Raw genomic sequence first — 23,499 nt, forward strand, 5'->3', positions numbered from 1 at the left:
ACCCCAATTCAGCACACACCGTTCGCATGCGTAGTCAACCCAGGAGGGCCAACGGTTCGGGAGGTGCACCTACTTCTTTAAAAACTGGGCAACAACCGCACCCAACGCAGCAAATGCCGTAATAGCCGCCGGGAAGGTTTCCCCTTTTAACCCAAAGAAAACCGCCGCTGCCGTGGGCGCGCCGCCCCTGTAGCTCGGGTCTAGAGTCGTCGGTTAGGTGTGGTTGGGGTTCAGGAACCGCCGCTACCATGGGCGCGCCGCCCCTGTAGCTCAGTGGATAGAGCGTCGGTTTCCTAAACCGTGCGTCGCAGGTTCGATTCCTGCCAGGGGCGCTTCTTTTCGCCATGAATCTCTTTAAGGTGTTGGGCTAGAAGCGTTTTTATGCGTCTAACCCAACACTTGAAATGAATTTAACAAATGCAGTCAAGCGAACACCCAAGGGGTTCGGGGGAGCAGGGTCGGGTTGAAGGCATCAAGAAAGGCTTGGGCGGTTCGGGTCGGAGAGTGATGCAGGCTTGTAGCCATCGCAGCAATCACATCACCCACTGTTTCACCGAGCGCCAGACGGTCCGCAAGGGTTACCGCACCGTCACGCTTCGCAAGGCGCTGCCCGGCTTGGTTGAGCACCAACGGCACGTGTGCATATTCCGGCACGGGAATACCAAGATGGCGGGCAAGCCAGATTTGGCGGCCAGTCACCGGGAGCAGGTCATCGCCACGCACCACTTGCCCCACCCCATCAAGGTGATCATCAACCACAACTGTGAGGTTATAAGCCGGAGTGCCATCAAAGCGTTGAATCACAACATCATCCAATACTTGCACCTGGGGTGGATGCAGCCGGTCGGTTACCTCAACTTGGGCACGGTTGGTGCGCACTCGAATCGCCGGCGGACGGTCACGGGTGGCCTGGCGCTCAGCACGTTCATCTTCGGTGAGGTTCGCACACGTTCCCGGATACGTACCCGGTGGGTCATGGGGTGCGCGAGGTGCCTCCAAAATGTCTTTACGTGAGCAATAACACGGATAGGTAAGCCCCGCGCTGGTGAGCTGTTCAATAGCTTGTTGGTAGTGCGCATGGCGATATGAACTCCACACCACCTCACCATCCCAATCCAGACCAAGAGCAGCTAAATCCTCAAGCTGTTGAAGCCCAAAATCACGGGTTTTGTAATCGTCAATATCCTCAACGCGCACCACAAACGGCCTGCCCTCAGCACGAGCAAACGCCCACGCTAACAATGCTGTACGAAGATTCCCAATATGTAGCGCCCCAGACGGTGACGGCGCATACCGCCCTGCACGGTGATTGCTAGACCCAATACGTGCAGGCTCACCAGAGGTTGAAATGGGTTCGGCCATATCAAGAGCATAGGTGCTTGTGCACAGCTGATGGAATGACCATGACGAACCTCACAGCTCAACAAACTCTTCCATTACGGCACCGTTGTAGGCCACCTATGCCAGTTCGTTTAACACCGGCCAGAGGGACTCGGGTTTGTCCTTGGGTACGGCGTCCTCAACGAAGTACCACCAGAACCAACCCCCAACAAAACGATCCCCCAGCGCCGCTCGCAGCTCGGGTGCCATACCCATATACCGTTGCGCAATACGCTCTTTTTCGGCAAAGGTTGGGTTGGTTGGCAGATCATCGTCCACCCCTTGGGCCCCAATCTCTCCAATCCCCAGCTTGGCGTTACCAAACACCTGGCCCAACATGGTCAGTTCACCGGCTAGTTGGGTGGCAGAGGGTTGTTGGGGTGGGTCACAGGCAGTTTCGTAAACGCTCAGCATCACTAAATCAACGGCACCAGCCATATCAGCAGGTACATGGGTGACAAACGTAGCTCCCACCTCCCAAGGTTCTGCGTAACAATCTGGTCCCGACCAATAATTAAAGGTGATCGCACTCGGCTCTCCAGCAGCTTTAACTACCCGATTCGCCGCTGCCACTTTGGCCACAATCTCATCTGGCCCAGCACCGACCCACTCACCATTGACCTCATTGCCCACCTCCCAAATAGCTATCTGGTGAGCAAACGCATCCACAAAAGCTTGGGTTCTCGCGGTCACCTCAGGAACAGATAGCTGAGCCATAGCAGTTGAATCCAACACCAGCCCCATCAAATCAGCGTATGGTTCCAGCGCCGTGACTGCCGCCGCATAATCAGCCGGTGAACGGTCAGCCTCAAATACCATCCGCAAGGTGGGGCGGTGACTCAACGCCGACACACTGGCAACCAACGCATCAAGGTCATCAACTGAATCCACCGTCAAGCCGTGCAAGGGTGCAACCACTGGCCCAACGGTCACCGGCTCAGGTGTTGGTACTGATGGTGGTGCAGACGGTGTAGCGGGCCGTGTTGTGCTCGTTGATGTACTCGGCGAAGGTTCTGGTGTGACATGGCTCTGGCGAGATGACTCACTTGTTTCGGGGGCCGGTCCTGCTTTGGGTTGGCTCAACCAAACCATCAACACACCAATGAGTACTAGCGCACAAGCCACCCAGAACCCTTGCCAATTGACGCGTGCAGGTCGCTTCGTCGCCCTATTCATCTCAACACGTCGTTTTCTCAGTTAGTTCGTTGGACAGACAGACTGACCATTTACGACCGCCACCTCTCGAAGATGTGTTCCCCATTTGTGTACCAAGATTGCTATCGAGTTTGCTTGGGCAATGTGATTGGGTTCGTCAACACCAGCACCAGGAACCTCCCAGACGAAAACCTAACGCAAAGCCCAAAGGCAAAGCACCAAAGAACAAGACCCGAACATCAAATGTGAAGGTGATTACACCGCAGGTAAGGAATCGCGCACAACCTTGACAAGAGCTTCGGCTTCGGCTTGAGCACGTTCGGACGTGTCAGCTTCAACCATGACCCGAACCAACGGCTCCGTACCACTCTTGCGTAACAGCACCCGACCATCGCGGCCCAGGCGTTCTTCAGCCATGGTTACCGCATCCCAAACCGGTGTGCACTCATCAAGTTTGTCCTTGTCAACGCCCTTCACATTGATTAACACCTGAGGTAGCGAGGTCATCACAGCAGCTAAATCGGCCAATGATTTCCCTTGCCTCACCATCGCACTGAGCAAGAGCACCGCACTTAGAATCCCGTCACCGGTGGTGGCATGGTCACGAGAGATAATGTGTCCGCTCTGTTCACCGCCGAGGACCCAACCGGTGTTCAGCATTTCTTCGAGCACGTATCGGTCACCAACAGCGGTGGTATGTACTGGAATATCAAGGCGTTCCATCGCCTGAATGAACCCAAGGTTGCTCATCACGGTTGCCACCACGCCGTCGATACCCACAGTGGCTTTACGCTGTGCAGCCAAGATGGCCAAAATATGGTCACCATCAACCAGCTTGCCTTCGGACGTACATGCGATAAGCCGGTCTGCGTCTCCATCGTGGGCGATGCCCACGTCAGCACCATTTTGGGCAACCCGCTCAACCAAGTGTTCTGGGTGTGTTGAACCCACGCGGTGATTGATATTCGTCCCATCGGGTACCGCCCCAACCGCAGTGACTGTTGCACCCAACCGCCGCAGAACCGCAGGCGCAATCTGGCTTGCCGACCCATTGGCGCAGTCAACAACGACATGCAGCCCAGAGAGGTCTGTTCCATCAGCGGCACGGATGACATGGGTTTGATAAACCTCAACGGCACCTGCGATATTGCGTTCACGGCCAATGTCTACCCCAACTGGGCGGTCCTCATCAAAGATTTGAAGGAGTTCTTCAAGACGGTCTTCTTCCTCATCTTTGAGCTTGAAGCCGTTCGGGCCAAAGATCTTGATGCCGTTGTCTTGGACTGGATTATGGCTTGCACTAATCATCACCCCAGCGTCGGCATCAAGCGCATCACACAGATAGGCAACCCCAGGGGTGGGCAAAATGCCAAGTTGCAAGGCATCGCCACCAGCACTACAGATCCCCGCGGTCAGTGCCGCACCAAGCATTTCACCAGAGGCGCGTGGGTCTCGACCGATAAGGACTCTGGCTCGTGAGGTACCTTCCTCACGCAAGGTACGAACCAGCGCACGACCGATACCCACGGCAAGTTCTGGTGTTAATTCAGCATTGGCGATACCGCGAACGCCATCCGTTCCAAAATATTGTCCCATAGCTTCATCTTGCCAAAGATTGAGATGAATGCGCTGAATTACAACCGATTACCGGAAGTTATCTACCCAAAAAAGGCAATAAAATTCACCAAATGGACACGTGGATAGGCTTCTTTTCGACGCTGAAGCTGGCAGACTGGCACGACCTATTCTGTTTATATAGAGGTCGATATGTCGAGCATACGAACCACGTTGCGAGCTGAACGCTCCTCGTTATTTTCTTCCCCCCTTTGGCTCATTAGTATTGCAGTTGCCTTGATCTTTGCGTTTCTCAGCACATTGCCCTCCATGGCTGCTGAGGTTGACCGCATTTATGGCCCCACCACCATTGACACCGCAGTAACGATTTCCAAACGGTTGTATCCCGATGGCGCCAAAACGGTGTTTTTAGTTAATGCTGATGAAGGTGTTGATGATGCCGTTAGTTCAACAAGCCTGGCTGACTTACTTAATGCACCTATTTTGTTGACGAGCCCCGAAGCGTTGCCAGCCCAAACCAAAGAAGAAATCACTCGACTGGCACCGAGAGAAGTTGTTGTACTCGGTGGCACCCGCGCCATTGGTGATTCGGTTGTGAGTGAGCTTGAAGAACTTGGAGCACACACCTCTCGATTAGGTGGAAAAAACCGATTCGAAACCTCAGAAAAGCTGTACCGAGAAGTGGTTAGCCGCATTGACGTAAATGAAGTGGTACTCACCACCGACGGGACGAGTGCACTTGCATCTGCAGGTGCACGTGGCCGCAAGGCGCCCGTGATTCTTGTTGATGCGAATGGACCTTCACAAAACGTGATCGACCTAGAGGTTCCAAAGGTCGTGTACCAGGGGCCAGACCAATTTAGTGACGACCTACTCAATAAAGTCAAGGCCACCCGCAAGGTACTTGGCGGCCCCGGTTCAGACATGAGCGTGCAGTTAGCGAGCCTTGGGCACCGTGACGCTGTTGTCCTAGTGAATCCCGAAAAGCCCGTTGAAACACTCCTGGCCAGCCGATTGGCTACGAAGATGAAGGCTGATGTTGTGCTTGCAGGCAAGCAGGGTATCAGTGCACAAGCAAAACAATATGCCCAAGCACGTTCCATCTCCTCAGTGATTGCGGTGGGTGGGCCTCAAGAAATATCTGATGAAGTAGCCTCGGCGGCGTTCCCAGCGGCTGCGGTCTCTAAGGCAGACCCGAGTAAACCCATGATCGCGTTGACCTTTGACGACGGGCCTAGCGCAGAAACAACCCATATCGTGCTGGATGCGTTGAAGAAAGCGAACGCGAAGGCCACGTTCTTTATGTTGGGTAAAGCTGCCAATGCTCACCCTGAAGTCGTGAAACAAGTTGCTGATGCAGGAATGGAAATCGGGAACCACTCCTGGGACCACCCGGTGTTGACAAAACTCAGCGCTGACGGGGTGGAAAGCCAGCTTGGACGTGCCGATGAGGCTATTACCAAGGCAGCCGGGCGTGCCCCAACCGTGTTCCGCCCGCCCTATGGTGCGGTAGACCAGAAGGTGCGTGGTATTACCAAGCACCCCACGATCATGTGGAGTGTTGACACACTGGACTGGAAGACGCGCTCAACGCCGGCCACCATTGAAGCGGTCATGGGTGCTAAAGATGGCGATATTGTGCTGATGCACGACATTCACGCCCCCACGGCTCAAGCCGCCGTGCAGTTCATTCCTGAGCTTGTAAAGAAGGGCTATCAGCTGGTTACCGTGAGCGAATTGATGGCAGCCAAAGGCATCAAGATGGAGAGTGACGGCAAATACAGCCAGGCTCGAAAGTAGCGAACCTCCTGGTCAGTCCGGTACAACAAAAGGCGGCCAAAACCTAAACAAGGAACAGGTTGCCCGAGGAAAGGACTGTGTATGTGTGGAATCGTTGGCTATGTCGGTAACGAGAATGCAAGTGGGCCAGTGCTAAACGGCCTGGCAACACTTGAATATCGCGGGTATGACTCGGCAGGATTAGCCACGATTGAACCAGGGTTGGACCACCTTGGGATCTATAAAGCGGCAGGCAAACTCGTGAACCTCCGTCAGGTGGTTGACGATGCACAACCCCAAGGCACAACAGCAATCGGCCATACCCGATGGGCAACCCATGGTGATCCCACCACGGTGAATGCCCATCCGCATACCACGGCTGACCAGCGGCTCGCCGTGGTTCACAACGGGATTATTGAGAACCATCTTGAGGTTGCCGCCATGTTGCGTGAAGAACATGGCATCACGCCAGTGAGTGACACGGATACTGAGATCATTGCCCACCTGATCGGCACGCTCTACACCGGCGACCTCAAAGAAGCGGTGCGCCAAGCAACCCAGGTGCTCACTGGACAGTACGCCATCGGGGTGATTCACCATGATCACCCCGACACAATTGTTGCTGCAGTCAACGGCGCTCCGATGGTGATTGGCACAACTGACGATGTAGCCGTGCTGTGTTCCGATGTGGCAGGACTGTTGCCCTACACCCGTCACATTACGGCAGTTCCTGACGGCCATATGGCGATGCTCACTCCTGGGCACATGGAGATTTTTGACCAGGACGGTGCTCCTGCCACCGGCCATACCTACGAGGTGGATTGGACTGCCGAAGAAGCTGAAAAGGGCGGCTACCCGTCCTTCATGGCTAAAGAAATTGCTGAACAGCCGCGTGCCGTTCGAGACACAATGACTGGACGCTGGGACGGAACCCAAGTCCACATCGATGAGGTCAGTTTTGACCTCAGCCGACTCAAGACCTTCGACAAAATCATCATTGTGGCATGTGGCACGAGCCATCACGCTGGCCTGGTTGCCCGCAGAGCATTTGAACACTGGACTCGCCTGTCAACAGAAGTCGAAATTGCGAGCGAGTTCCGCTACCGCGATCCCATTGTGAACAAAGCAACCCTTGTTGTTGCCATCTCCCAGAGTGGCGAAACGGCAGACACGATCGCGGCCATGCAATATGCCCAAGACCAAGGCGCCACCACACTTGGGGTCACGAATATGGTGGGGTCAACGTTGGCGCGTGGGGCCGATTCGGTGATTATCACCCGTGCTGGCCGAGAGGTTGCCGTGGCGAGCACCAAAGCCTTTACCACCCAGATCGTGGCCCTCATGGTTGCCGCCCTTTGGATTGGTCAAGCACGGGGCAACTTGTATGTTGAAGAAATCCAAGCGGTCTTTGATGATCTTCAGAGTTTGCCCGATGCGATGGAAACAGTACTTGCCCAAGACGCCTATATCGGTAGCTTGGCAACCGCACTGGTGAACCGGCTCACTAGCCAACACGGCTACGTGATGTTCTTTGGTCGGTTGAATGGGCTGCCCATCGCGCTCGAAGGTGCCCTCAAACTCAAAGAAATCAGCTATCTCCACGCTGAGGGCTTTGCCAGCGGGGAGATGAAACATGGACCCATCGCCTTAATCGAACCCGGTGTGACCGTTATTGCGATTGCAACCGAAGGGGCCGTTAAAACGAAGGTGATGAGCAATATCGAACAGGTTAAGGGGCGTGGTGCTCATGTAATCGCAATCGTCACGGAAGGCGATGACGACGTTCGTGCCCTCGCAGATGACGTTATCGTGGTACCCGCAGCCATGGAATTAGCCAGTCCGATACTGGCCGTCATCCCCGTACAAATGCTTGCCCTCCATGTGGCGAACGCCCTTGACCGTGACGTTGACCAACCACGTAACTTAGCAAAAACCGTGACGGTTGAATAAGACCGCACCCTCGCAGATAGATGTACCTATGCCTATATACGGAATTGGGATAGACACCAGCACGATTTCTCGAATGCAGACCGTGCTCGAACGAACCCCCTCGGTGCGTGATCGTCTCTTTTGCGCCCAAGAGCAGGCTGATGCACTACAGCGCGGGCCCATTGGGTCACCTCCCTGGGTGAGGTATTTGACCGGGGCTTTCGCGTTAAAAGAAGCCGTTGCCAAAGCAATGGGCACCGGGTTCCGTGAAATGGCTTGGCAGGATATTCGGACCCATCGAAATGCTTCAGGTAAACCAGAAGTCTTGCTTGCCGGGGTTGCCACGGTGGTTGCGACCCGTCTCGATATTGAGGTTATCCACGTAAGCCTGACCCGTGAAGGTGACCAGGTGACCGCAATAGCCATTGCTGAATGTGCCCGGGCGCCCCAAAGTGGTATGCATGCCGGTTGATCAAGACCACACGATCACAATTACAACGACATCACCCGAAGAAACCAAAGCGTTCGGTCAGGTTCTTGCTGGGCTGATCGAACAAGGTGACGTCCTCAGCTTGGCCGGTGATCTCGGTGCGGGAAAAACGTGTCTCGTCCAAGGGATTGCGCAAGGTCTGAATATCACTGAGCCATTGACGAGCCCATCATTTCTCTTGCGCAAGGACTATTCAGGAACAGATGCGAACGGTAATCGGATTGATTTCGCCCATCTGGATATTTACCGGCTAGACACCCTCCATGACCTTGATGTGCTTGGCTTAGATGACACGCCAGATACTGTGGCGGTTATCGAATGGGGCGATGCAGCTCACGAGGCACTTCCCAACGACCGATTAGATATTCACATCGCCCTGCCCCCACTTGAAGAGGGTGACGATGAACAGCGCACCATTACTCTTATTCCACAGGGCAACCATTGGGCTGCCAAGCTCAACCAAGATTGGATGACATGAATGAACCCATCGTGTTGGCGATCGAAACCGCAACCCCTGGCGCAAGCGTGTGCCTGGCCACACCAACTGGTGTGGTCTCCAGCTGTGGAGTGGGTACCGGACTTCCTGGGCAAGGACGAGTACACGGATCCTTCCTCATGCCAGCCATCCGATGGTGCCTGGAGAACGCGGGATCCCAAGGACGGCCAGTAGAACCAAGCACGATCAGCGCTATTGCCGTTGACTTGGGCCCGGGACTATTCACCGGCCTCCGAGTTGGGATAACGGGTGCGCAGGTCTATGCCCAAACCTTGGATATTCCCATGGTCGGCGCCCAGAGTTTGACCGTGCTCGCCGCACGGTTAGGACATGTTGATGAGCCAGTACTCGTGGCGATAGATGGGCGCCGTAACCAAGTGTTTTGGGGTATTTCCTACGGGTTTGGACAGCCTGTTGACATACGCCTAAGCCACCCTGATGAACTCATTGCTGTGGCGACCGAGCATCCAGGGATTCGCTGTGTCGGTGGGGGGAGCCTGCTTGTCGGTGAACAGTTGCGTGCCGCAGGTGCACGCCTTGAGCCCGCAAGTTGGGCACACCCGGAGGCAACACAGTTAGCTGATGTCGTTATGGCTGATGTGCTTGCGGGCAATACGGTCCCCGCCGGAGGGTTAGAACCGATATACGGGCGTGCCCCTGACGCGCAAATCACCTGGTCTGATCGGGGTAAGTTGCAAGGTGGAAAGGCAGACAAGTAGATGTTGGTCTTGGGTATTGAAACGAGTTGTGACGATACCAGTGCGTCGGTCGTTGAAGATGGGCTGCACGTTCGGTCCAATATCATCGGCACGCAGCTTGAAGTTCATGCCCCATATGGTGGTGTGGTTCCCGAGATTGCAGCTCGCGCTCACTTGGAGGCGATCACGCCTGTCCTTGATGCCGCATTGGACGAAGCCGGGGTTCGGTGGGGGGATCTCGATGCCATCGCGGCAACCCAAGGTCCTGGTCTCGTTGGCCCGCTCCTCATCGGGTTGGGGGCTGGCAAAGCCATTGCTGGGGCCCGTGACCTCCCATTTATCGGCGTGCACCACATCGAAGGGCATGTGTGTGCCACACAGTTAGAGTTCGGTCACTTAAATCCACCACTGCTGGCCCTTGTTGTGAGTGGGGGGCACACGAGTTTGATTCATGTGCACCCTGACGGAACGATGGAAAGCGTTGGAGCCACGATTGATGATGCTGCGGGGGAAGCCTTTGACAAAATTGCGCGGTTCCTTGGACTTGGATTCCCTGGTGGCCCACTCATTGACAAACTAGGCGCCTCTGGTAACCCACAGGCCATTGCATTTCCCCGTCCCAAGCTCCATGACCACGATCTGAACTTTTCGATGAGTGGACTCAAAACGGCGGTTATCCGTGAGTTACGTCGTCGTGAAGCGGCAGGTGAACAGATCGACCTGCCCGATGTTGCTGCCTCATTTAATCAAGCCATCGTTGATGTGCTCGTACATAAAACCATGAAAGCGGCCGACCAATTTGATGTCGGCACCATCGCCTTAGTGGGGGGTGTAGCGGCTAATCGCCCGCTGCGTGCAGATTTAGCTGCGGCGTGTGCGGCCAGTGACCGGAAACTATTGGCGCCTAGTCCCGCGTTGTGCACCGATAATGGTGCGATGATTGCGGCTGCGGGAACGAACCGTTTACTGCATGGTGAACAATCCGGCCTCGATCTTGATGCTGACCCGAACCTTCCGTTGGTAAATCTCGTTGTGGGTGGGAGCCAATAGCGCTGATGATCAATGTGGTTGGGGTAGACGACATCAATCGTCAAGCCGTATTGCAGGCGATTCGAGCCGACTTTGGCCAGTTAACCGGTCCGGCTGGCTTTGATCTTCCCTGGGAGCCAAACGGTGATGCGAGCGCGGCGCGTGATGATGACGGTCTCCGACATATCGGGCTTGCTGCCCCGCCACGCTTGCATGTGCTCGCTGAGCTTATTGCTAATGCCGCCACCCATCGCACAACAACGCAATTTAGTGCAGCCATCGGTGATGGTGGGCAAGTTGAAGGTGTGATGGCCTATATCCCCCATTCCCTTGTGCTGATGGCTGGCCATGAATCCTGTGCTGAACGGTTTGCAAAGCTCATGCATCGTGCGTCTTGGCGTGTTGTGATGGGGGATGAGTCATTGACCTATGAAGCGCTGGACCGATGGCGTCGGCGGTCGTGGTGGGTACCTGCGTTTCGTACTCGCCGCCAGTGTTTTATGGTCTCAACGGGTCCGCCATTAGTGGTGCCAGGGAGTGATGCAAACTATCGCGTTGCCATGGCTCAAGATGTTGAGGACATTGTGCATCTATCTGCCGTCTTACATGTTGATGATCAGATGGGTCCGCCTTTGTCAGCCGGTGCAATGGATACGTTGCGTATTCGTGTAGCTGAAACGATTGCTCAGGGGCGAACCTGGGTGATGGATGAAGGCGGGCGTGCCGTAGCCAAATTTGATATTCATAACCTTTCCCTCACCTACGGGGCGCAGCTTTCGGGTGTGGTCGTACATGAGGACTACCGTGGACGGGGGCTAGGAACACGGCTTGTTGCCAACGCCATCGCAGATTTACTTCGGGTGGGAGTGCCGCAAATAACCCTGCATCTTCGTGAAGGCAATGCGGTTGCGGTTCGCGCGTATGAAAAAGCAGGTATGCATAAGGCTGGCCACCAGCTCATGGCCATCATGTAACCTCAAGAAACGAGTACGACGGATCGTACCCTAGACGGATCACACCTGATTAGAGGTTAGCGATTACACCCTCATCACTGAGGCGGATCATTAATTCCGACGGGTCAGTGCCATAAATGACACTTAATGCACGTAAATCCTCACCACGAATGGTGAGTACGGAACCATTAAAGTCGCCACGTTGTAGCTGAATGGTGTGTGCAAAGCGACTGACTGGGCGCAGCTCAGGGTTCAAGTCTGGGCGACTCAGTTGACGCAGGTCAAGCATAATTTTGCTTGGGCCTTCACCGCTCGCAGTCGCGCCGGCGGTGAACTCTTTGGGAAGGAGTTCACTAACCGGCACATTATAAAAATCACTAAGTTCAGCCAGCTTGGCGACGCTTACCGCACGATCACCACGTTCGTATGAACCAACGACAACAGCCTTCCACCTGCCTCCACTAACCTCTTCAACCTGCTGCAAGGTAAGGCCTTGCTGTTGGCGAATGGCACGAAGGCGAGAGCCGAGTTTGGTCTGGTATTCAGTCACTATGAGAACCTCTGGTCACTGTGCGTAAACAGCACTTAGGGTAACACTACATTACGGTATGGCTTGGGATAATTTTAGGCTGGTTCACTAAATCTGACGGCCTTTCTTAGAATACTGGTTATTTTTTTCTGAAAAGACCTGGACAGCGCCTGATTGCTAAAGTCGCAATAATTAAATATGAGTCCTATACGCTAAGATTCTTTTTGGTTGTCTTGCACACCCATGTAGTGAGTGCTAACGTTGCCCCATTGTTTAGCACTCACCCTATGGCGGTGCTAATCCCGAACTGAGACAAAGGAGTACTCATGTCATTTCCCTTGCAGCCCTTAGAAGACCGCGTTGTGGTGCAGGCCGCTGAAGCAGAAACCACCCTTCCAAGCGGGTTGGTCATCCCAGACAGCGCAAAAGAGAAGCCCACTGAAGGTGTCGTAAAGGCGGTCGGCCCGGGTCGTATGGGTGAGAACGGTGAACGCATCGCCTTGGACGTTGCGGTTGGCGATGTCGTCATTTACTCCAAGTACGGCGGAACCGAGGTCAAATACGGCGGCGAAGAATACGTGATCCTCAGCGCTCGTGACTTGTTGAGCAAGGTTGTCAAGTAGTTATTACGACTACATCTAGGTTTTAGGAGAAGCACACATGGCAAAAATTTTGAAGTTCCACGAAGAAGCTCGTCGCGCCCTTGAGAGCGGTGTCAACCAGCTTGCCGATGCGGTAAAGGTCACCTTGGGCCCTAAGGGTCGCAACGTTGTGATTGATAAAAAGTGGGGGAGCCCCACAATCACGAAGGACGGTGTCACCGTTGCTCGTGAGATTGAGCTTGAAGACACCTATGAAAACATGGGTGCACAGCTCGTCAAGGAAGTTGCTACCAAGACCAACGACGTTGCTGGTGACGGTACAACCACGGCAACGGTGCTTGCACAGGCCATGGTCAAAGAAGGTCTGCGTAACGTTGCCGCAGGCGCGAACCCCACGATGGTTCAGCGTGGTATGCAAAAGGCCGTTGAACAGGTTGTAGCTGCCATTGGTGAAGCTGCCCGCGAGATTGAAACCCACGAAGAAATCGCATCAGTTGCTTCCATCTCTGCCAACAATGACCCAAGCGTTGGTTCAGTCATCGCTGAAGCGATGGAGAAGGTTGGTAAGGACGGTGTGATCACTGTTGAAGAGAGCCAGACCTTTGGCTTGGAACTCGACCTTGTTGAAGGTATGCAGTTTGACAAGGGTTACATCAGCCCATACATGGTGACTGACACCGACCGTATGGAAGCCGTTCTGGAAAACCCATACATTCTGATCGTCAACTCCAAGATCGGTAGCGTCCAAGACCTCCTTCCCGTCCTGGAAAAGGTCATGCAGGCCAGCCGTCCACTGTTGATTGTTGCTGAAGACGTTGAAGGCGAAGCACTTGCCACCCTCGTCGTGAACAAGATTCGCGGCACCTTCTCCAGCGTTGCCGTCAAGGCTCCTGGCTTTGGTGATCGTCGTAAGGCCATGTTGCAAGACATCGCCATCTTGACTGGTGGCCAGGTCATCAGCGAAGAGGTCGGCTTGAAGCTCGACAACGCCACGTTGGACCTGCTTGGTACCGCCCGCAAGGTCACCGTCTCCAAGGACAACACCGTCATCGTTGAAGGTGGCGGACAGCAGAGCGATATCGATGCCCGCGTCAAGCAGATTAAGGCTGAGATCGAGAACACGGATTCCGACTGGGATCGTGAAAAGCTGCAAGAACGTCTTGCTAAGCTGAGCGGCGGCGTTGCCGTGGTCAAGGTTGGTGCGGCTACCGAAGTTGAAATGAAGGAAACGAAGCACCGCATCGAAGATGCCTTGAGCGCTACCCGCGCTGCGGTTGAAGAAGGCATCGTTGGTGGTGGCGGTACCGCCCTGTTGCAGGCCTCCAAGTCTCTTGATGGCCTTGACTTGGGTGGTGACTACCAGACTGGTGTGAACATTGTCCGCGCTGCCTTGAGTGCTCCGCTGTACTGGATTGCACAGAATGCCGGCCTTGAAGGCGCCGTCGTCGTTGAAAAGGTACGTGAATTGCCGGTTGGCCATGGTTTGAACGCGCTGACCGAAGAGTACGGCGACATGATTAAGTTCGGTGTCGTTGACCCTGCAAAGGTAACCCGTTCAGCGTTACAGAACGCATCTTCTGTCGCCAGCTTGTTGCTGACCACTGAAACGTTGATTGCCGATAAGCCTGAACCGCCTGCGGCAGGTGGTGCTGGCGGCCATGATCACGATATGGGTATGGGTGGTGGCATGGGCTTCTAAGCTCCACACCGCACGATATTGCACAATGGCGGCCCCTTTGGGGGCCGCCATTTGTATGTTGCGTAGGAATCCTAAGTTATGTAACTCAACGAAGATTGTCTGTTTTCAGGTGAACGGGGCGCATGCCGATAAGGTATCTCGGTAGGAGTATTCGATATGTTTCTACAACCAAATGCACGTACCCCGATATCTGTGATCATGCTTGTCAAGGACCACAGTGAAACGTCGTCTTTAGGTGCGACGCTGTCCGAGCAAGATATCCACATCGTGGCTCAGGTGAGAAGTGCCAAAGAGGCCAATCAGGGAATTCGCACACACCACCCCGATATCGTGTTTGTAGAAATGAATCTGGCGATAACGACGGGGCCAGCTGCGGTGTCATTGATTAAAACAGCTCACCCCGATACGTGTGTGGTGGCCTGGAGTAGTGAAGTATCACACCAATCCTTAGGCCAGATGATTCAGGCGGGTGCAAGCGGGTATATCGTCACAACGACAAGCCCTGAAGAAATACGCGCGCTGTTAGAGCGTGCTATCAAAGGTGAACATGTCTACAGTCAAGATGTCGTGACCCTGTTAGAGCGAGCCTTGCCGCCCATTCAGTACCACGACCAGAACTGTTATCGCAAGCTCAAACCGAATGAACGAGAAGCGGTTGATTTAATCATCTTGGGTTTATCGAATGATGAGATCGCCGCATATGTTGGTAACACTGCCTCATGGGTGAAACAGCGGGTTCGAAATGCCTGCAAACAATATGGCGTGGATACCCGTGTAGAGCTTGCGGTAGCGGCACTTCGTGAAGGAGTTGACCCATTCAATAATGAGCAGTACGGGCCATTAACTCACCGGTATCGCTGCCTTGAAGACGAAGATAATACGGCCTGCCCTGCAACCGATGACCAGGTGCCAACCGTTGAAGCTATTGATACGCCTGATGTATCTGAGATGCCTGACGAAGACCCAGAAGCCGTGTTAGAACGCAAACGCCATTCCATTGAGCTGCTCCTCGATGAAGAATGGTAACACCATCAGCCCTCGGCGGTATGGAATCGTGTCAAACACCGTGAGTAACGGTGGAGGACGGCTGCATGTAGATGGCGACAAGAGATAGACCAAACAGACAACGGCGACCAGATGGTCGCCGTTGCTGCAATTGAGAGGATTTGAAGGTTGGAGAAGGAGAAGAAAGGACTAATGATGTTCTAATCAACACTCAAACAATGCACCTTCGACATGTGTTGTTCATCTTGATTAGTACGTTGGCTAGATAGCCGTTGGATGAAAGATCGTCCGGTTTGGTATTCATCGCTACGACAGACCCCATTGACCCAATAGGTGATGATGGTTGGTGCATTGTGGCGATGGCCGCACCGGCGATTTTGGACAACAGGTAGGTAAGTCCACCCACCCAGATAGGGTCAGCAGGCAGAAGACGTTCAGTGGTGCTGAACGCTACCGATTGGCGGGAGATTACGGTCTCACGCACCAGGGTTCCTTCCGTCGTGATTGATCCTGACTAAATGGTAGGACCTTTTAAATAGAAAGTCGAAATATCATGGCACACAAGTTCAACAAGGTAACGAACGTTACCTTTAATACGTGAATGAACAGGTCGTTAGGCTGACTGGCGCGAGAAAATATTGAGGTGAACCGGTGGCTTTGGCTGAGGAGACGGCCCCTCGGTAAGGCGTTTGGGGAGGGTGACGGTTGCGGTGAAGTGATCTCCGTCATCAAATGTCGTGAACTGAGCGCCCAACCGAATGAACGCACGGCTCGTTGACTCTAAACCAATATGGCTCCCTATCTGCGTATCCGTTGAGGGGGGTTTGTCATTCTCAATGCGGATGCCATAGCTTTTGTCTTGGTCTGTCAGCGTAAGTGTGATAGTTGAACCAATATTGGCGTATTTCACCGCATTATTAATGAGCTCACTGATGCACTCAGGCAGCGGTGGGAAGGCGTCGATGTCAGGTACGCACTCAATGCGCAAGTTGCGATCATGAACGAGGGTTTCATACTCGCTCAACAGAGTCGGCAATGTGCAGGTGGTAATAGTGGGCATCTCCGCTTCGGTTTCGTCACGGGTGTCATAGAGGCCTTCAGTCGCGGTCATCGTTTCTCGGAGCTCACTAAGTGCCTGGTCAAGGAAGTTAATGACCTCCGGGTCCGGAGATGGGTTTGTGCGGACGTGAATCAGCGCTTGGGTGATCTTCTTTGCGGCGCCGTCATGGAGGCCCTTAATCATGGCAATACGTTTATTACGCTCGCGCATCTCTAAGTCGTGCTGTTTGTGTTCGTAATGAGAACTTAAGTTACTGAAGAGCAAGGAAATGAAAATGCCCGCAATAAGCACCTTAGTTTGGGGCATATACGTAATGACGTGAATAAGTCCCACATCTGGGAACAAGTCACGCAAATCCCATGTTGCCATAAGCAACAGCACGACTACTACAACAAACGTCCGACGGACCCCAAAGAGCAGCGCAAAAATGAGCGCCGCATAGGTCTCACCGATTACAAACGGGATCGGAAAAATCGGGTTAAGGAAGAACGTGTGGAGGAATGAAAGGGTGACTTGAGACGAGAGAAGGACTGAATAGGTAAGAAAACCAACCGTTAGAATCCGTAACAACAAGAGCCCACGTTTGAACGTGTCTTTCCCAAGGAAATCAAGATTCATGAGTCGTTCCATCTCCGTTGTCATGCTCGACGATGATGATTTCATCATGCAGAGCATGGCAAAACTGCTGTCCCTATATGACATCAATGTCGTGGCGCAAACCACTTCAGTTGAAGACACTATTAATCAGATTAGCCGACAATCGCCCGACATTGTGTTCGTCGATGTCATGATGCCCATTATTGACGGTCCCATTGCCGTGGCCTTAATCAAGCAGCGCTTCCCCGATACTCGGATCATCGCGATGACCACGCTGAACTCTCAAGAAGCCCTGAAATCAATGATTGATGCGGGTGTCATGGGATACATCATGAAAGGCGCCGATCCTGAAGAAATCAGCAACCTGTTAGACCGGGCGATGTCTGGTGATCGGGTGTACTCCCAAGGTGCGGTGGCCTTAATGGAGCAGTCCTTGCCGGATATCCGTGACAAGGATGCCCGTATTTACAACACGCTGAGCGCCACCCAACAACGGGTAGTCCGTATGGTGATTAAGGGGTACAGCAACGAGCAGATTGCGTCTGAACTCCATCTTGGACTCTCGGCGGTGAAGCAGCATGTGCGTAAGTCCTGTGAGAAATACGGTGTGACCACCCGTGTTCAGTTAGCGGTAACGGCTATCCGAGAAGGGGTCGACCCGTTCACCGGATAAATCTGGATCACGGGGTTGGACAAGGGCGTTGTGGCACTTAATCGTGCTGGAGACGGCGCCAGTGTGTGGCGGCTGGTTTAGGGCAGGACACCAGCGTGGGCCATAGCCATACGAATGATGCGGTCTTGACCACCGCTCATCTCACTTGCAATGGTGATCGAGCAGGCTTCCTCTACGGTCAGCCAGGAAAAGGCCAGTGATGACTCACTCGGCGCAACTTCACCACTAATAGGGACAAGGAACACGAGACTGACCGCGTGTTGACGTGGATCAGTGAACCCAGAACGGTCATCGGGAAAATACTCGACAACGGTAAACGGTGATGGGTCGGCCGGAATCTGGGGGTCTGAATCGGGGCCAAGGTCTTTACTGAGGTGGCGCCAGAGGGCATCACGGACCCGTTCACCATAGAGCACCCGACCGCTCACAATGGCGCGGGCAAGGCGACCGTCGGCTTGGGGGGTGAGGAGGAGGCCCACCCGTTCTACACGACCAAGATGGTCGATACGAACAGGAACAGCCTCAACATAGATCAGCGGCATTTTTGAACGGATACCAGCTAATTCGGCTTCATCTAGCCACGCAGGCTGGCTCGAAAGAATGTCGTTCCCTTGCATACCTCACTCCTCTGCGTTATCCCAGCCTTAGGGATACTACGCAATGCAACATCTTAAAACCAGCACGCACGTACAGAAGATGGTGGTGCCAATCTCCGGGAGGAGACGGCATGGGGGTAGCTTGGTAGACGGCTGTTCCTGTGCCGTTGGGGTAGGAAAAACACAGAATTCATTCAGCAGCAATTGACCGGTTATGTCATGCTGGCCCGATGACACGATCTCTCTCGGTAGTGGTGTTAGGCATTGGCCACGTTGGGCTCGTCACGGTGGCTACGCTGGCATCATTAGGACATCAGGTTGTTGGGTTCGATGTGAATCCTGATGTGATTGCACAAGTTGGTGCTGGTGACATTCATTTTTATGAACCTGGCCTGGCCGATTTACTTCAAGAGGGCGTGCAAGCAGGTCATCTACGGTTTTCCAGTGATCCCGCTGATGCGATTGCCGGTGCTGACATTGCGATGATTTGTGTGGGTACACCGTCTGAGCCAGCCATGAATGGTGAAGACGGCCTCGACCTCAGCATGGTCAAAGCGGCGGCTCAAACAGTGATTACCCATGCCACACAGCCGGTGGTGATTGTTGAAAAGTCAACGGTGCCTCCGGGAACGGGTGATCGTATTGAGGATCTTGTAGCCCTCCATGGGAAGGGCGACCTGATTACGGTTGCGTCCAATCCCGAATTCTTGCGTGAGGGGCAGGCGGTGGCGGATACCTTACGTCCTGACCGCATTGTGGTTGGGGCCAACGATGAGCACACTCACCAGGTCCTTGCAGACCTCTATGCCCCACAACTTGCCGTACATCCCAGTGCCTATGTGGCCACCGACCGCGTGACTGCCGAGATTACGAAACAGGCATCTAACGCGTTCTTGGCGTTAAAAATCTCATTTATCAACGAGGTGGCGGCCCTCTGTGAGCACGTTGGGGCAGACATCACCACGGTGGCTGATGGCATGGGCCATGACCCGCGCATTGGGCGTGCCTTTCTTAATGCCGGTATCGGCTATGGCGGGTCGTGTTTTCCCAAGGATGTGAGTGGGTTGTCTGCGGTCTACGAATCGCACCATCTCCCTGAAACCACCATAAGTGGCGCCCATTGGGTGAATGAAGAAGCAAAGCGCTGGCCGGTTAAAACCCTTGCCAAGGCGCTGTGGTCAATTAAGGGCACGACGATAGCGGTGTTAGGGGCGTCCTTTAAACCCCATACCGATGACATTCGTGAGTCGGTCGCCATGTATGTGGTTGAGCAACTCTTGGCACAAGGAGCCCATGTTCGCTTGACTGATCCAGTGGCCTTGCCACGGGTGCAGGCCGATACGTTGCTGTGTGATTATGGGGTGATTGACGATCAAGCCCTTGCGGGTGCGGTTGTCTTTGATGAATCCGATCAGGATGCTGAAAACCCCGGCCTGGGATTTCTTGAGCCGTATGTTCATCAAGATAATGAGCAGGGCAAGCTGGAATTAGTTGATACCCCACAAGCCGCAATTGAAGGTGCTGACGCGGTGCTGTTGGCAACCGAATGGCCAGAATATGCGGCGCTCAATCCGGATGATATTGCCCAATGGTTACGCACCCCGGTGGTTGTGGATGGGCGTATTCAATGGGACGGGGCCGCATTTGAAGACGCTGGACTTCGTTTCTATCAGGTAGGTCGTCGTGGCCGAAACTAACCAAACCGAATCTGGTCAACCTGCCCAACACGTTGGGGGGTCGTCTCGTTTTCATGACCCGTTAGGGGCCAATCAGTCTCGGTGGACGTCTGGCCAGGAAACGGGACGGATTACACCTTATTGTTTTGCGTCTGATGAGTGGATTGATGCGTGGGTGCGTGCCTTTAATGCCAACCCGAAGGCGGTGGCGTTGTGCCAGCGATTGTTGGGGCGGTGGCGGTTTGAGGTGGAACGTGACCGTACCGGCCCTGGAGGGGTATGGGATGTGGTCGTTGATGTTGACGGGGCACGGCTGGTGGCTGTCGATGCACACCAAGACTCCGCCGCAGACCTGCGTGGGCATGTGCGGGCAAGCCACGACCGTTGGCATCGCCTGTTAAATGGCAGTGCAGATTTACGCATGAGTATTTTGACGAGGCGGGTGCACGTGACGGGGGATCTAAAAGAACTCCGCACGATTGCCAAACAACTACTGGACGCTGGGTTCAGCGTGAAAACAGTTCCCACGATGTTTCTGTGCGGAAACTAAACCAATTCTTTGACCAGTCTGTTGTGACCCTGTGGGGTTATCGCAGGGTGTAACGGTTGGAACAGTGCCTTCTAACCGTGAAAGGTGACATCGACCCAAGCCTGTGGTAGCGGCGAAAGCTATTCTTGGCAAATGCGGTCATGGAGGCCGTATGCACATGCACACGGCCCGGTGTCTGGTTGCTCGGGCCTCCCAAAATCCAGGAGATTTCATGACCACTGCTCAGGTCCAAATTGGCATCGGTAAATCTGGCCGCCGCGCGTACGGCTTTGACGATATTGCGATTGTTCCCACTCGTCGTACCCGTGACCCCGAAGATATTGACATTAGCTGGCAAATTGATGCCTACCGCTTTGACCTGCCATGTTTGGGCAGCGCGATGGATGGGGCAATGAGCCCGGCTAGTGCGATTGCGATGGGCAAACTCGGCGGGTTGGGTGTGTTGAACCTTGAAGGGCTGTGGACAAAGTATGAAGATCCTCAGCCTCTTTTTGATGAGATTGCGCAACTGGACAACGCATCGGCTACCAAGCGCATGCAAGAGATTTATGCCGCACCCGTGCAGCCTGAGCTTATTGGGGTTCGGGTGAAGGAAATGAAGGACGCCGGTATTACAACCGCGGCTTCATTAACGCCTCAGAATGTTGAGAAGTGGCACCACCACGCCCTTGAGGCTGGCTTGGACATTTTGGTTATCCAGGGCACGGTAGTCAGTGCCGAGCACGTGTCAAAAACATCTGACCCGCTTGACCTTGTTGACTTTATTAGCCGGTACGACATTCCGGTGATTGTGGGTGGCACGGCTAGCTATTCTGCGGCCCTGCACTTGATGCGTACCGGCGCTGCCGGCATTTTGGTCGGGGTTGGTCCGGGTAATGCCTGCACAACCCGTGGGGTGTTGGGTATCGGGGTACCCCAGGCGACGGCCATTGCTGACGCGGCAGGGGCGCGGAGCCGCCACCTCGAAGAAACTGGCCGCTATGTGCATGTGATCGCTGACGGCGGGATGCGCACCGGTGGTGACGTGTCAAAGGCCATTGCTTGTGGTGCTGACGCGGTGATGTTGGGGAGTCCGCTGAGTCGTGCGGCTGAGGCGCCTGGCCAGGGCAAGCACTGGGGGATGGCTACCTTCCACCCGGATTTGCCGCGTGGGGCGCGTGTTGAGGTTGGCACCATTGGCACGATGGAACAGATTTTGACTGGTCCGGCGACGGAAAATGATGGTACGCGCAACCTGTTTGGGGCGTTGCGGACTTCAATGGCGACGTGCGGGTATGAAACGATTAAAGAGTTCCAGCGTGCTGAGGTGATGGTGGCGCCTGCCTTGCAGAGTGAAGGCAAGACCTACCAGAAGGCCCAAGGTATCGGGATGGGTAACCGCTAATGGTAAGCCACGACCTCCTAGCCGGGAGCGGTGAGGGTACCGACACGATTCTGGTGTTGGATTTTGGTGCCCAATATGCCCAGGTGATTGCGCGCCGCGTGCGTGATGCGCGTGTGCGGTCTGAGCTTGTGCCCCACACGATTCGTGCAGATGAAGTTGCCGAACGCAAACCGATAGGGATTATCTTGAGTGGTGGTCCCAAGAGTGTGCACGTGGAAGGGGCGCCTGATCTCGACCCAGCGATTTTTGACCTGGGTATCCCTGTGTTGGGGATTTGCTATGGGCAACAGATCATGGCTCAAACCCTAGGAGGTCGTGTTCAGGCTACGGATGGGCCTGAATATGGGCGTACTGATTTTCGGGTGACTGGCACCAGTGAACTGTTGGAGGGCTTGCCCTCTGAACAGGTGGTGTGGATGAGTCACAACGATGCGGTGGTTGATCTCCCAGAAGGGTTTAGCGCCACTGGAAGTACGCCGGTGTGTCCGGTTGCGGCGATGGAAAACCCGGAGCGCAAGCTTTATGCGGTGCAGTGGCATCCTGAGGTGACTCATTCCCAATACGGGCAGGACGTGATTAGCCGCTTTGTGGAGTTGACGGGTGCTGAACGCACGTGGACTCCGGACAATGTGATTGATGCGGCTGTTGATGCGATTCGCCGTCAGGTGGGTGACGCCAAGGTGCTGTGTGGGCTGAGCGGTGGGGTGGACTCTGCCGTTGCGGCGGCTTTGGTGCACAAAGCTATTGGTGACCAGTTGACGTGTGTGTTTGTGAACCACGGGTTGTTGCGTAAAGGTGAAGCCGAAGCGGTTGAAGAGGCGTTTGGGGCGCACTTTGATGTGAACCTTGTGACCATTGATGCGGTTGACACGTTTATGAATGCGCTGGCTGGGGTGAGTGAGCCAGAGCAGAAACGCAAAATTATTGGTGAACAGTTCATTCGTACCTTTGAAGCGGCAGCGCGTGAACATGCCGGAGATGCAACGTTCTTGGTTCAGGGCACGTTGTATTCCGATGTTGTTGAGAGTGGAGCGAGTGGGTCTGCGGTTATCAAGAGCCACCACAATGTGGGTGGGTTGCCCGATGACATGGCCTTTGAACTGTGCGAGCCGCTGCGCTGGCTATTTAAAGATGAAGTGCGCCAGGTTGGGTTGGCCCTTGGACTGCCCGAAGAAATGGTGTGGCGACAGCCGTTCCCCGGACCTGGCCTTGGCGTGCGCATCATCGGTGAAGTAACCCGTGAGCGCTGTGACCTCTTGCGCGAAGCCGATGCCGTCGTGCTGCGAGTGCTGCGTGAGGCTGGGTTGGAACGTGATATTTGGCAGTCTTTTGCCGTGCTACCCGCCGACGTGCGCACCGTTGGCGTCCAAGGCGACGCCCGAACCTACGGCAACTGTGTCATCGTGCGCGCCGTAACCAGCGAAGATGCCATGACCGCTGACTTTGCCCGTATCCCGTTTGATGTGCTAGAAAAAATCAGTACATCAGTGATTAACGAGGTGGCTGGGATTAACCGTGTTGCCTATGACATCACCTCTAAGCCGCCGGGAACGATTGAGTGGGAGTAGTTAAAAATAGGCGATAAAGCCTTATAAATAGCTATTTTGTGAGTGTTGTGCTTGCAAAATGCTTGCAAATTATATT

The 23,499-nt window shown here is 54.4% G+C and carries 22 protein-coding genes and 1 tRNA gene; 16 read left to right on the forward strand and 7 right to left on the reverse strand.

What is annotated here, in order from left to right; genetic code table 11:
- The first annotated feature begins 259 nt into the window (after positions 1-259).
- Positions 260-332, forward strand: a tRNA-Arg gene (locus VCU37_RS04450).
- Between the two features lie 91 nt (positions 333-423).
- On the opposite strand, the gene gluQRS is transcribed toward VCU37_RS04450, so the two are convergent.
- From gluQRS to glmM, 3 genes are all read right to left on the reverse strand, one after another.
- Positions 424-1,362, reverse strand: a complete 939-nt coding sequence (gene gluQRS / locus VCU37_RS04455; RefSeq protein ID WP_336249409.1) for a tRNA glutamyl-Q(34) synthetase GluQRS — start codon at positions 1,360-1,362, stop codon at positions 424-426.
- 96 nt (positions 1,363-1,458) lie between these two features.
- Positions 1,459-2,505, reverse strand: a complete 1,047-nt coding sequence (locus VCU37_RS04460; protein WP_336249410.1) for a glycoside hydrolase 5 family protein — start codon at positions 2,503-2,505, stop codon at positions 1,459-1,461.
- 285 nt (positions 2,506-2,790) lie between these two features.
- On the reverse strand, positions 2,791-4,131 hold the full coding sequence (glmM, locus tag VCU37_RS04465) for a phosphoglucosamine mutase (RefSeq protein ID WP_336249411.1): 1,341 nt from the start codon (positions 4,129-4,131) through the stop codon (positions 2,791-2,793).
- Positions 4,132-4,302: 171 nt separating this feature from the next.
- Between glmM and VCU37_RS04470 the strand changes: the two genes are divergently transcribed.
- From VCU37_RS04470 to VCU37_RS04500, 7 genes are all read left to right on the forward strand, one after another.
- Entirely contained in the window at positions 4,303-5,910 is a 1,608-nt protein-coding gene (locus VCU37_RS04470; protein WP_336249412.1) for a polysaccharide deacetylase family protein, read from the forward strand.
- A gap of 81 nt (positions 5,911-5,991) precedes the next feature.
- On the forward strand, positions 5,992-7,839 hold the full coding sequence (gene glmS / locus VCU37_RS04475) for a glutamine--fructose-6-phosphate transaminase (isomerizing) (protein ID WP_336249413.1): 1,848 nt from the start codon (positions 5,992-5,994) through the stop codon (positions 7,837-7,839).
- Positions 7,840-7,867: 28 nt separating this feature from the next.
- On the forward strand, positions 7,868-8,290 hold the full coding sequence (acpS, locus tag VCU37_RS04480) for a holo-ACP synthase (protein WP_336249414.1): 423 nt from the start codon (positions 7,868-7,870) through the stop codon (positions 8,288-8,290).
- Entirely contained in the window at positions 8,280-8,786 is a 507-nt protein-coding gene (gene tsaE / locus VCU37_RS04485) for a tRNA (adenosine(37)-N6)-threonylcarbamoyltransferase complex ATPase subunit type 1 TsaE (protein ID WP_336249415.1), read from the forward strand. The genes acpS and tsaE overlap by 11 nt, the downstream gene beginning before the upstream one ends.
- Positions 8,783-9,523 carry a tRNA (adenosine(37)-N6)-threonylcarbamoyltransferase complex dimerization subunit type 1 TsaB gene (gene tsaB, locus VCU37_RS04490; RefSeq protein ID WP_336249416.1) on the forward strand — a complete coding sequence of 247 codons (741 nt, stop codon included), beginning with the start codon at positions 8,783-8,785 and terminating at the stop codon, positions 9,521-9,523. Before tsaE ends, tsaB begins: the two co-directional genes overlap by 4 nt.
- Positions 9,524-10,552 carry a tRNA (adenosine(37)-N6)-threonylcarbamoyltransferase complex transferase subunit TsaD gene (gene tsaD, locus VCU37_RS04495; protein ID WP_336249417.1) on the forward strand — a complete coding sequence of 343 codons (1,029 nt, stop codon included), beginning with the start codon at positions 9,524-9,526 and terminating at the stop codon, positions 10,550-10,552.
- 5 nt (positions 10,553-10,557) lie between these two features.
- Entirely contained in the window at positions 10,558-11,505 is a 948-nt protein-coding gene (locus VCU37_RS04500) for a GNAT family N-acetyltransferase (protein WP_336249418.1), read from the forward strand.
- A gap of 49 nt (positions 11,506-11,554) precedes the next feature.
- Here the strand turns inward: VCU37_RS04500 and VCU37_RS04505 are convergent, their stop codons facing one another.
- Positions 11,555-12,037: a transcriptional regulator gene (locus tag VCU37_RS04505; protein ID WP_336249548.1), complete on the reverse strand. Its 483-nt coding sequence runs from the start codon at positions 12,035-12,037 to the stop codon at positions 11,555-11,557.
- Positions 12,038-12,339: 302 nt separating this feature from the next.
- Here VCU37_RS04505 and groES point away from each other — a divergent pair, with 302 nt between their 5' ends.
- The 3 genes from groES to VCU37_RS04520 all read left to right on the forward strand — a co-directional run bounded on the left by groES (position 12,340) and on the right by VCU37_RS04520 (position 15,340).
- Positions 12,340-12,636: a co-chaperone GroES gene (gene groES, locus VCU37_RS04510; protein WP_336249419.1), complete on the forward strand. Its 297-nt coding sequence runs from the start codon at positions 12,340-12,342 to the stop codon at positions 12,634-12,636.
- A gap of 37 nt (positions 12,637-12,673) precedes the next feature.
- Positions 12,674-14,314 carry a chaperonin GroEL gene (gene groL / locus VCU37_RS04515; protein WP_336249420.1) on the forward strand — a complete coding sequence of 547 codons (1,641 nt, stop codon included), beginning with the start codon at positions 12,674-12,676 and terminating at the stop codon, positions 14,312-14,314.
- Between the two features lie 156 nt (positions 14,315-14,470).
- On the forward strand, positions 14,471-15,340 hold the full coding sequence (locus VCU37_RS04520; protein WP_336249421.1) for a response regulator transcription factor: 870 nt from the start codon (positions 14,471-14,473) through the stop codon (positions 15,338-15,340).
- A 190-nt stretch (positions 15,341-15,530) separates the two neighbouring features.
- Here VCU37_RS04520 and VCU37_RS04525 read toward each other — a convergent pair whose 3' ends face one another.
- Both VCU37_RS04525 and VCU37_RS04530 read right to left on the reverse strand, forming a co-directional pair.
- On the reverse strand, positions 15,531-15,803 hold the full coding sequence (locus tag VCU37_RS04525) for a hypothetical protein (protein WP_336249422.1): 273 nt from the start codon (positions 15,801-15,803) through the stop codon (positions 15,531-15,533).
- Between the two features lie 129 nt (positions 15,804-15,932).
- Positions 15,933-16,997 (reverse strand): sensor histidine kinase, encoded by a 1,065-nt coding sequence (locus VCU37_RS04530; protein WP_336249423.1) that lies wholly within the window; start codon positions 16,995-16,997, stop codon positions 15,933-15,935.
- Between VCU37_RS04530 and VCU37_RS04535 the strand changes: the two genes are divergently transcribed.
- Positions 16,996-17,649 (forward strand): response regulator transcription factor, encoded by a 654-nt coding sequence (locus VCU37_RS04535; protein WP_336249424.1) that lies wholly within the window; start codon positions 16,996-16,998, stop codon positions 17,647-17,649. The two genes, VCU37_RS04530 and VCU37_RS04535, sit on opposite strands and share 2 nt — an antisense overlap.
- A 77-nt stretch (positions 17,650-17,726) precedes the next feature.
- Here the strand turns inward: VCU37_RS04535 and VCU37_RS04540 are convergent, their stop codons facing one another.
- Positions 17,727-18,266, reverse strand: coding sequence for a DUF4916 domain-containing protein (locus tag VCU37_RS04540; protein ID WP_336249425.1), 540 nt, complete (start codon positions 18,264-18,266; stop codon positions 17,727-17,729).
- Between the two features lie 209 nt (positions 18,267-18,475).
- On the opposite strand from VCU37_RS04540, the gene VCU37_RS04545 reads away from it, so the two are divergent.
- The 4 genes from VCU37_RS04545 (at position 18,476) to guaA (ending at position 23,423) form a co-directional block, all read left to right on the forward strand.
- On the forward strand, positions 18,476-19,942 hold the full coding sequence (locus tag VCU37_RS04545; protein WP_336249426.1) for a UDP-glucose dehydrogenase family protein: 1,467 nt from the start codon (positions 18,476-18,478) through the stop codon (positions 19,940-19,942).
- Positions 19,929-20,471 (forward strand): SCP2 sterol-binding domain-containing protein, encoded by a 543-nt coding sequence (locus VCU37_RS04550; protein ID WP_336249427.1) that lies wholly within the window; start codon positions 19,929-19,931, stop codon positions 20,469-20,471. The genes VCU37_RS04545 and VCU37_RS04550 overlap by 14 nt, the downstream gene beginning before the upstream one ends.
- 211 nt (positions 20,472-20,682) lie before the next feature.
- Positions 20,683-21,855, forward strand: a complete 1,173-nt coding sequence (locus VCU37_RS04555) for a GuaB3 family IMP dehydrogenase-related protein (RefSeq protein WP_336249428.1) — start codon at positions 20,683-20,685, stop codon at positions 21,853-21,855.
- Complete coding sequence (gene guaA, locus VCU37_RS04560) at positions 21,855-23,423, forward strand: glutamine-hydrolyzing GMP synthase (RefSeq protein WP_336249429.1); 1,569 nt, start codon at positions 21,855-21,857, stop codon at positions 23,421-23,423. The genes VCU37_RS04555 and guaA overlap by 1 nt, the downstream gene beginning before the upstream one ends.
- Positions 23,424-23,499: the final 76 nt, after the last annotated feature.

The sequence above is a fragment of the Stomatohabitans albus genome, assembly GCF_036336025.1.
Taxonomy (GTDB): domain Bacteria; phylum Actinomycetota; class Nitriliruptoria; order Euzebyales; family Euzebyaceae; genus Stomatohabitans; species Stomatohabitans albus.